Genomic DNA, 7,963 nt, shown 5'->3' with positions numbered 1-7,963 from the left:
GGACGGGTTGCGGCGCATCAGCTCGCGGATCGCGCGGACGACCAGGTCGTCGGCGCGGGTGTCCGCGTACAGGCCCTTGGGGCCGGCCTTGCCGAACGGCGTGCGGACGCCGTCGACGAACACGACGTCGCGTGCGGTGCGAGGCACGAGGTCGTCCTCCCTGGGATGGGGCTCGAGTCGGGTGAATGCCGGGCCTCGTGCCGCCCCTGCCTGTCTCCGGCGGCTTGAGTGCCCCGCGAGAGTGATGCTACTCGCTGGTAACCACAAATGCTACTCGTCAGTAACCACTGACGGGAGGTATGGCCCTCGGGCGACCTTGTTCGGTCCGTGACGGGTGGGTACCGTGGCTCGAAATCACCGGAGGAGGGCACGGTGACGCATGCGAGGCCCGCATACCGGCCCGGGGTACGCCGCCGGATCGGGCACATCCGCGACCTCACCGCGCTCCTGCTGCGCACCGGGCTGCTGTTCGCCGGCGGCCCGCGCGGCATGGTCCGGCAGATCGGCACGCTGCGCCGCTGGGGCACCACGCTCGCCGGGCTGGTCGCCGGGGCCGCCGCCCGCTCCCCGTCCCGGACCGCCCTGATCGACGACGAGGGCGCCCTCACGTTCGCCGAACTCGACGAGCGCGCCGCGCGGCTCGCCGCCGGGCTGCCGCTGCAGGGCCCCCGCCCGCGCGTCGGGGTGCTGTGCCGCAACCACCGCGGCATGGTCGAGACGCTCGTCGCGTGCAGCCGGCGCGGCGCCGAGGTCGTCCTGCTCAACACGGGGTTCGGAACGGGCCAGATCAGCGCCGTGCTCGCCGAGCTGCGCCCCGCCCTGATCGTCGCGGACGCCGAGTTCGCGCCGCTGCTGCGGAGCCTGCCGATCGCGCTGCGCCGCACCGTCCTGTGGGCCGACCGGCGCCCCGGCGCGCCGGTCGGGACGCCGCTGTCCGCGCCCGTCCTCGCCGACGCGCCGGCCCTTACGCCGCGCAGCGCCCCCGCGCCCCCTCCCACGGAGCGGGGTCTGAGCATCGAGGAGATCATCGGCTCGGTGTCCGCGTCCGGCGCCGGCGCGGGGCCGCCGCAGGTCCAGGGCCGGACGATCATGCTCAGCTCGGGCACCACCGGCCGCCCGAAGGGCGCCCGCCGCCCGCCAAGGCCCGGCCTGTGGCCGCTCGCCTCGATGACCTCCCGGGTCCCGCTCCGCGCCCGGCAGACGATGATCGTCGAGGCGCCGCTGTTCCACACCTGGGGCTACGCCGCGCTCCAGATGGCGTGGGCGCTGCGGGCCACCGTCGTCCTGCACCGCCGGTTCGATTCCGAGCAGACACTGCGCGCCATCGCCTCCCACCGCGAGACCACGGTGTTCGCCGTCCCGGTGATGCTCCAGCGGATCCTCGAACTGGCCCCCGGGGTCCGCGCCGTCCACGACACGTCCTCGCTGCGGATCGCGGCGATCAGCGGCGCCGCGCTGCCCGGCGACCTCGCCACCCGGTTCATGGACGCGTTCGGCGACCGGCTCTACAACGTCTACGGCTCCACCGAGGCGTCCTGGGTGTCCATCGCCGTCCCGCGCGACCTGCGGATCGACCCGCGCACCGCCGGGCGGCCGCCGCGCAACACCACGCTGGAGATCCGCGACGACCGCGGCCGCAAGGTCGGCCGCTCCACGATCGGGCAGATCTTCGCCGCCAACGAGCTGCTCTTCGAGGGCTACACCGGCGGCGAGCCGATGGAGGTCCGCGACGGGCTCCTCGCCACCGGCGACCTCGGCCACATCGACCACCGCGGGCTGCTGTTCGTCGACGGCCGCAGCGACGGACTCGTCGTGTCGGGGGGAGAGAACGTCGTCCCGCGCGACGTGGAGGACGCCCTGCTGCGGCTCCCGGAGGTCGGCGAGGTCGCGGTCGTCGGCGTCCCCGACGACGCGTGGGGGCAGCGGCTCGCCGCCTACGTCGTCCTGCGGCCGGGCGCCCGGCTGGAGGCCGCCGCCGTCCGCGCGTACGTGCACGAGCACGTCGCCCGGTACGCGGTGCCGCGAGACGTGCACTTCATCGCCGAGCTGCCCCGCAACGCCACCGGGAAGGTCGTGCACCGCTGGCTCACCGCACACCCCGGCCGCCCGCGGCCCGAGGGGCGCGTCGACTGGCCGCCCCTGGGCGCGGAGCAGGCCGGCCGGGCGGGCTAGGCGGGTCGGCTCGGGCAGCCGGGTCAGGCCGGGCCGGCCGTCAGGGCGGCGGGCGCGGATGCCTCGGCGAGCGGCAGCCGGACGGTGATGGACAGGCCGCCCTCCGGCCGCGGCACGGTCTCGATCGTGCCGCCGTGCGCGTCCACCACCGCCCGGACGATCGACAGGCCGAGGCCCGCGCCGTCCTCGGACCCCGTCCGATCGCCGCGCAGTCGCCGGAACGGCTCGAAGAGCGACTCGACCTCGTAGGAGGGGACGGGCCGCCCGGTGTTGGCGACCTGCAGGAACGCCGCGCCGTCCTCGACACCGCTGCGCACCTGCACACGCCCCTCCCGTACGTTGTACTTCACGGCGTTCTCCAGCAGGTTCACCGCGCAGCGCTCCAGCAGCACCGGATCCCCGGTCACGACGGCGGGCGCGAGCGTCGCCTCGACGTCCACCTCCGCCGCGGACGCCTGGTCATCGAGGTGGTCGAGGGCACTGCGGATCACCTCCGGCAGGGGGGTGTCCGCCCGTGCACCCAGATCCCGCTCGGACCGCGCGAGCGTCAGCAGGCCGTCGATCAGCCGCTCGTGGCGGGCGGTGCTGCCGAGCAGGACGTCCGCGAGTGCCTTGGTCTCCGGCGGGTTCCTGCGGCTGGCGATGGCCACCTCCAGAACGGTCCGATTGATCGTCAGCGGCGTGCGCAGCTCGTGCGAGGCGTTCGCGACGAACCGGCGCTGACTGTCGAACGCCCGGTTCAGCCGGTCCAGCATCCGGTCGAAGGTGTCGGCCAGGTCCTTGATCTCGTCCTGCGGGCCGTCGAGCGCGATCCGCTCGTGCAGGTTGCTCTCCGACAGCCGCCGCGCCGTCGCGGTCACCCGGTGCAGCGGGCGCAGCATCCGCCCCGCCACCACATACCCGATCACCACGGCGAGGACTCCGACGACCAGCATCAGCAGCAGCGAACTCTGCAGCAGCTGCTCCAGCACGTCGCGCTTCTCCTGGGCGAGCCGCCGGTCGGCCTCCTGCCTCAGCGCCATGAGCTGTTCCACCCCGTCCCCCGAGGACAAGCCCCCCTCCGACGCCAGACTCTGCAGCCGCGAGACCAGCGCGGGGTCCAGGTGGTCAGCGGGTCTCGTGAAGCGCTGATCCATCGTTCGCACGGTCAGCAGGTACGTCACCGAGACCAGGACGGCCGAGGTGACGAGGAACAGCGACCCGTACACCAGCGTCAGCCGCGTCCGCACGCTCAGGACCGGCAGCCCTCTCATCGCGCCTCCAGCCGGTACCCGGAACCCGTCACCGTCTCGATCACCGCGGGCCGCCCGAGCTTGCGGCGCAGCGTCGCCATCGTGACGCGGACGATGTTGCTGAACGGGTCGATGTTCTCGTCCCACGCCCGTTCCAGCAGCCGCTCGGCGCTCACCACGCCGCCCTCCGCCCGGAGCAGCTCCTCCAGCACGGCGAACTCCTTCTTCGTCAGCCGGAGCTCCCGGCCGTCCCGCGCGACCCTGTGCCGATGGGGATCCAGCCGGATCCCGCGACACTCCAGCACCGGCGGCACCGAGCGCCCCGCCCTGCGCGCCAGCGCCCGCACCCTCGCCACCAGCTCACTGAACACGAACGGCTTCGGCAGGTAGTCGTCGGCGCCCAGGGACAGGCCGACCACCCGGTCCTCGACGTCCCCGGCGGCGGTCAGCATCAGGATCCGGCCCGGACTCCGCTGCCCCACCAGCTCACGGCAGACCTCGTCACCGTGCACGGTCGGCAGATCCCGGTCGAGGACCACCACGTCGTACTCGTTGTACGAGGCCAGCTCCAGGGCCTCATGGCCGTCGTACACCACGTCGACGGCCATCGCCTCCTCGCGGAGGCCCTCGGCGATCGTGTCCGCCAGCACATGCTCGTCCTCGACGATAAGTACACGCATGAACCCGAGGATGACCGGCGGGAGGTTAAACGCCGGTAAGGCGTCAACGCTCCCAGCAGGTGTAGGTGACGGTCGCGCTGCCGCCCGGCGCGAACGAGACCGTCCCGCTGCCGCTGCCGTCCACGAAGCACAGCACCCTCGGACGCACCGTCACCGGCACCGACGTCGAACGCCCTTCCGCGAGCCGGCCGCCGCCGTCCGCGCTGATCCGTGCGTCCCGCGACCGGACCGACGCCACCGACCACTTCACCGCGCCGCCCGTGGCCGTCAGCCGGATGCTGCACCGCACCGGCAACCCGAGTGCCCGCACCCCCCGGCAGGCCCCGGCATCGACCGACAACCGCCCGGATTCGTCCGCCGCGGGCGTCTCCCCGGGCTCGGGATCCGGCGCAGCCGCCCTCTTCTCCTCCTTCTCCTCCCGGGACGGCGTCGGCGTGGGGCTCGGCGTCGCGGGCGTGGAGAGCGACGGCGGCGGCACGGCGGCCGGGACCGTCCCGTCCCTGTCCGTCGACTCGAACAGCGCGAGCATCCCCGTGGTCAGCACCGCCCCGGCCGCGATCCCGGTGGCCACGAGCCACCGGTTCAGCCGCACCGGCGGCTCCCGACACTCGTCGTCCACCAGTTCGTACAGCCGGTCCCGGAAGGTCTCCGGGTCCGCGCCCTCGTCCCGCAGCGCAAGCAGTGCGCTCCGGACGGCCTCGACCGCCCGGTCGCGGTCGCCGAGCAGTTCCTCGGCGTACTCGATCAACTCGGGCCCGTACACGTTGTAGACACGGCCGACCGCGTCCGGCCGCCGCGCCTCGAGGGCCTGGGCCAACCGGAATTCCTCGTTCAGCGACGGTCCGGTATGGGTGGGCACGAACGGATTATCGCCGAACGGGCACGTTCGGTATTTCCGCCTCAGCACACAGTTCGCCCGCTGTCTTTGTCAGCTATCGATGAATCCCGATGGCGTCATAATGCGTACTCGGGGTGGGAGGTGTGTTGAACCGGGCATTCGGCAGGTACAGCGTCGGCCCGAACCGCGCGACGGTCGTCGGGACGTCGAACCGCGGATCGGTCAGCCGCTCGACGACCCGTCCCTCCGTAGCGTGCCCGTTCAGCCTGACCACGGCGACGACATTGAGGCGGTTCTGCACCGTATAGAGCGTCCGCCCCTCCAGCAGCAGCCCGTCGCCGTTGGCCAGCGACTCACCGCGCAGGTCGACCTCCTCGGCGACCCCGCTCCCGGCATCGACCTTGAACAGCTTCCCGGTGTTGGACTGGACCACCAGAAGCGACCGCCCGCCCGGCAGGGCCACGATGCCGTTCGCGTTGATGCCGTCCCCGAACTCGATGTCCCCGCTCAAGGCCAGGGTCTTCGCCCGCCCCCGACCATCGATCGGGACCCGATACAGCACCGGATTGGTCGAATCGGTGAACCAGGCGCCGCTCCGCGTGAGGACGACGTCATTCACGAACGAAGGCTTCCTGGTCAGCGCGTACGACGTCAGAACACGCCCGCTGCGGGTATCCACGACCCGCGCGTCCCCGCCCGTCCCACCGGCGACGAAGAGCCTGTGCCCCCGCGTCTTCATACCGAGCGAAGGCGTACCGGGCCCCGCGCTGATGACCTTCCCCTTCCCGGTACGCAGATCGGCGCGATAGATGGCCCCGGTGGCCCGCGACCCGAAGAACGCCACCGGCCCCGGCCCGGTCGCGATCCCCTCCGGCTGGAACCCGTCCGGCAACCCCATCCGATCCACCGGCCGCCCGTGCCCGGTGCCGCCGTGCGCCGAGCCCCCGGGCACAAGGAGGCCGACCGCCAACGCAGGAACAATCAATCGAGACCACATGCCCACCAACGTCCCTCACCCCCAGCCCGCACACCAGACCCAACACAACACGCCCCATGCCGCCGCCGGCCGAGCGTCCGCGCGGCGCGGCCCTTGAGAGGCGTGGCTAATGCGGGTTTAACCCCTCGGTGGGTTGTGTGGCTTCTCGCTGGGGCGGGTGTCCTCGGCGGGGAGGTTCGTCATGGGGTTTCGAGTTTGGGCCGCGGTGGCTGTGGTGCCGGTCGTCCTCGGGCTTGCCGGGTGCGGGGACGACGGCGGCGGGAGCGGGGTGGCCGGTGCCGGAGGGAGTGCGTCGGCGTCGGCCGGTGAGTCGTTGTCGCCGGAGGACGCGCAGCTGAAGTTCGCGCAGTGCATGCGGGAGAACGGGGTGGACGTCCCCGATCCGGGCAGCGGGGACGCGGAGCGGCTGGGAAGCGGGACCGACCGGAAGAAGCTGGAAGCGGCGCTGGAGAAGTGCCAGTCGTGGCTCCAGGCGGGCGGGCGGATACCCGACCTGAAGGACCCGAAGGTGCGTGACGAGTACGTCGATTTCGCGCAGTGCATGCGCGAGCACGGGGTGAACATGCCCGACCCGGGGCCGGACGGGGAGCTCAAGGTTCCGACCGGGGACATCGACCAGAAGGCGGTGGAGAAGGCCCGGGAGAAATGCAGGCTCGAACTGCCCGGGGCCGGGCGATGAGGCGGCTCGTGGTCGTGGGCGGCGTCGCCGTGCTGGTGGTGGTCGGCGGGGGAGGCGTGCTGGCCTGGACGGCGGACGGCGGTGCGGCGGAGGCCGTGCGGGAGGCGCGGTTGGCCACGGCCGAGGTGAGCCGGGGTGATCTCGTGGACACCGAGACGGTGGACGGGAAGCTCACCTATGACGGTGTCCGGCAGGTGTGGACGGGGGCGTCGGGTGTTGTGACGTGGGCGCCGCGGCAGGGATCGACGGTCAAGCGCGGCGAGGCGCTGCTCAGGGTCGCCGGGAAGCCGGTCACGCTGATGTACGGCGGTAGTCCCATGTACCGCACGCTCCAGAGCGGGGATTCGGGCGCGGACGTGCGGCAGCTCGAACGGAACCTGCGGGCGCTCGGGTATGGCGGCATGACGGTCGACCGGGAGTTCACCGGGGCGACCGAGGCCGCGGTCGGGAAGTGGCAGGACGACCGGGGGCTGGAGGCGACCGGGAAGGTCGAGCCGGATCAGGTCGTCTTCCTGGGCGGGGCCGTGCTCGTGCGTGATGTCGAGGCGCCCGAGGGGAAGCGGGTGGCGGAAGGGCAGCCGGTTCTGACGGTCGCCGGGACGCGGCGGGTCGTCCACGTGGATCTTGAGGCGGACAAGCAGGATCTCGCGCGGAAAGGTGCGGAGGTCTCGGTGCTGCTTCCCGGTGGGACGACGGTCCGGGGGAAGATCACCTCGGTCGCCAGGGTCGCGGAGAGCACAGGGTCGGGGCCGGACGAGAAGACCACGGTCGATGTCGAGATCTCGCTCGGTGACGCCGGGCCGGGGCGGCTGGACGAGGCACCCGTCAGCGTCGAGTTGGAGAGCGAGCGGAAGAAGGACGTCCTCTCGGTGCCCGTGGAGGCGCTGCTCGCGCTGCGCGAGGGCGGCTTCGGGGTCGAGGTCGTGGAGGGTGAGCGGCGGCGGCTCCTCCCGGTGGATGTCGGGTCGTTCGGCGGCGGTCGTGTCGAGGTCGGCGGGGACGGGCTGCGTGAGGGGCTGAAGGTCGGGGTGTCGGCCGGATGAACACCGTCGAGTTGGGCCGGGTGACCAAGGAGTACACCGGCGTTGTGGCGCTCAGGGGGGTCGATCTGGTGATCGCGTCGGGGGAGATGGTCGCCATCGTCGGGCCGTCGGGGTCCGGGAAGTCGACGCTGCTGCACATGGTCGGGACGCTCGATCGTCCGACCAGGGGGAGCGTGAAGGTCGCCGGGCATGAGGTCTCGGAGCTGAGCGACCGGGAGCTGTCGGCGCTGAGGGCGCGGTACGTCGGGTTCGTGTTCCAGCAGTTTCACCTGGCCGCGGGAGTGAGCGCTCTCGACAACGTGGCCGATGGGCTCCTGTACAG

General features: G+C 72.4%; 8 protein-coding genes and 1 pseudogene. 4 read left to right on the top strand and 5 right to left on the bottom strand.

Translation table 11 applies throughout. The features are described from left to right. Window positions 1–147 (bottom strand): annotated as a pseudogene (locus tag E1281_RS34320) (acetyl-CoA C-acyltransferase); the annotation flags it as partial. Window positions 148–372: 225 nt separating this feature from the next. Between E1281_RS34320 and E1281_RS34315 the strand changes: the two are divergent. Continuing rightward, window positions 373–2,172, top strand: a complete 1,800-nt coding sequence (locus E1281_RS34315) for an AMP-binding protein (protein WP_243717701.1) — start codon at window positions 373–375, stop codon at window positions 2,170–2,172. A 23-nt stretch (window positions 2,173–2,195) separates the two neighbouring features. Here E1281_RS34315 and E1281_RS34310 read toward each other — a convergent pair whose 3' ends face one another. From E1281_RS34310 to E1281_RS34295, 4 genes are all read right to left on the bottom strand, one after another. Then, complete coding sequence (locus tag E1281_RS34310; protein ID WP_243717700.1) at window positions 2,196–3,425, bottom strand: HAMP domain-containing sensor histidine kinase; 1,230 nt, start codon at window positions 3,423–3,425, stop codon at window positions 2,196–2,198. Further along, window positions 3,422–4,084 carry a response regulator transcription factor gene (locus tag E1281_RS34305; protein WP_131883875.1) on the bottom strand — a complete coding sequence of 221 codons (663 nt, stop codon included), beginning with the start codon at window positions 4,082–4,084 and terminating at the stop codon, window positions 3,422–3,424. The genes E1281_RS34310 and E1281_RS34305 overlap by 4 nt, the downstream gene beginning before the upstream one ends. Window positions 4,085–4,127: 43 nt before the next feature. Then, entirely contained in the window at window positions 4,128–4,943 is an 816-nt protein-coding gene (locus E1281_RS34300) for a hypothetical protein (RefSeq protein ID WP_131883874.1), read from the bottom strand. Window positions 4,944–5,016: 73 nt separating this feature from the next. Continuing rightward, window positions 5,017–5,919 (bottom strand): superoxide dismutase, encoded by a 903-nt coding sequence (locus tag E1281_RS34295; protein ID WP_131883876.1) that lies wholly within the window; start codon window positions 5,917–5,919, stop codon window positions 5,017–5,019. A 181-nt stretch (window positions 5,920–6,100) separates the two neighbouring features. Between E1281_RS34295 and E1281_RS34290 the strand changes: the two genes are divergently transcribed. The 3 genes from E1281_RS34290 to E1281_RS34280 form a co-directional block, all read left to right on the top strand. Further along, the gene (locus tag E1281_RS34290) at window positions 6,101–6,598 is read left to right on the top strand and encodes a hypothetical protein (protein ID WP_131883873.1); all 498 of its coding nucleotides are present in this window, start codon (window positions 6,101–6,103) and stop codon (window positions 6,596–6,598) included. Continuing rightward, window positions 6,595–7,641 carry a peptidoglycan-binding protein gene (locus tag E1281_RS34285; protein WP_131883872.1) on the top strand — a complete coding sequence of 349 codons (1,047 nt, stop codon included), beginning with the start codon at window positions 6,595–6,597 and terminating at the stop codon, window positions 7,639–7,641. The genes E1281_RS34290 and E1281_RS34285 overlap by 4 nt, the downstream gene beginning before the upstream one ends. Next, window positions 7,638–7,963 (top strand): ATP-binding cassette domain-containing protein (locus E1281_RS34280; RefSeq protein WP_131883871.1); only part of this gene is annotated, 326 nt, incomplete at its 3' end. The genes E1281_RS34285 and E1281_RS34280, both read left to right, overlap by 4 nt.

Origin of the sequence: Actinomadura sp. KC345, from assembly GCF_004348515.1 — a bacterium.
In the GTDB taxonomy this organism is placed as follows: Bacteria; Actinomycetota; Actinomycetes; order Streptosporangiales; family Streptosporangiaceae; genus Spirillospora.
This window is presented reverse-complemented; position numbering and strand designations above follow the sequence as displayed.